Raw genomic sequence first — 240 nt, forward strand, 5'->3', positions numbered from 1 at the left:
GCTTTGGGTAAAATTAGCCAAGGAGACACAGTAGCGGTATGGATTGATGGTCAAGAACAACCTGTCATGGGAACCGTGCGTAACATTCGAAGTACTCCAGCTTTTACGCCCTACTTCGCACTGAACGAGCGAGATCGTGCCCGGTTAATGTATTTAACTGAGATTGACTTACCGAGCGATCAAAACTTACCCATAGGGATTGGTGTCGAGGTTCGATTACCATGAAACAACCCGCATATG

Annotated in this window: 1 protein-coding gene; it reads left to right on the forward strand. The window is 46.7% G+C overall.

Annotated elements, in window-relative coordinates; translation table 11 throughout:
- On the forward strand, positions 1–225 hold a 225-nt coding region (locus AAEY78_RS14820; RefSeq protein ID WP_352340242.1), incomplete at its 5' end, for a hypothetical protein.
- Positions 226–240: the final 15 nt, after the last annotated feature.

This window comes from Psychrobacter sp. 16-MNA-CIBAN-0192, from assembly GCF_040309565.1.
Lineage (GTDB): Bacteria > Pseudomonadota > Gammaproteobacteria > Pseudomonadales > Moraxellaceae > Psychrobacter.